Origin of the sequence: Modestobacter sp. I12A-02662 (assembly GCF_041028325.1) — a bacterium.
Lineage (GTDB): Bacteria > Actinomycetota > Actinomycetes > Mycobacteriales > Geodermatophilaceae > Modestobacter.
In genome coordinates, this window is sequence record NZ_JABGDE010000033.1 from 1 (window position 1) to 773 (window position 773).

Consider the following 773-nt stretch of genomic DNA (forward strand, 5'->3'; position numbering starts at 1 on the left):
GCCCAGTAATTCCGATTAACGCTTGCACCCTCCGTATTACCGCGGCTGCTGGCACGGAGTTAGCCGGTGCTTCTTCTGCGGGTAACGTCAATTGCTGAGGTTATTAACCTCAGCACCTTCCTCCCCGCTGAAAGTACTTTACAACCCGAAGGCCTTCTTCATACACGCGGCATGGCTGCATCAGGCTTGCGCCCATTGTGCAATATTCCCCACTGCTGCCTCCCGTAGGAGTCTGGACCGTGTCTCAGTTCCAGTGTGGCTGGTCATCCTCTCAGACCAGCTAGGGATCGTCGCCTAGGTGAGCCGTTACCCCACCTACTAGCTAATCCCATCTGGGCACATCTGATGGCAAGAGGCCCGAAGGTCCCCCTCTTTGGTCTTGCGACGTTATGCGGTATTAGCTACCGTTTCCAGTAGTTATCCCCCTCCATCAGGCAGTTTCCCAGACATTACTCACCCGTCCGCCGCTCGCCGGCAAAGTAGCAAGCTACTTCCCGCTGCCGCTCGACTTGCATGTGTTAGGCCTGCCGCCAGCGTTCAATCTGAGCCATGATCAAACTCTTCAATTTAAGTTTGATGCTCGTGAATTAAACTTCGTAATGAATTACGTATGTTCACTCAGAGACTTGGTATTCATTTATTGTCCGAAGACATTAAGAATCCATGTCACTTTGAGTGCCCACACAGATTGTCTGATAAATTGTTACAGAGCAGTGCAACGCGGCTTTCGCTCACCGTTGCGAGGTGGCGTATATTACGCTTTCCTCTTTCAG

Annotated in this window: 1 rRNA gene; it reads right to left on the reverse strand. The window is 51.9% G+C overall.

Annotation, left to right across the window (positions count from 1 at the left end):
- Positions 1-569 (reverse strand): 16S ribosomal RNA (locus HL189_RS22460); the annotation flags it as partial.
- Positions 570-773: the final 204 nt, after the last annotated feature.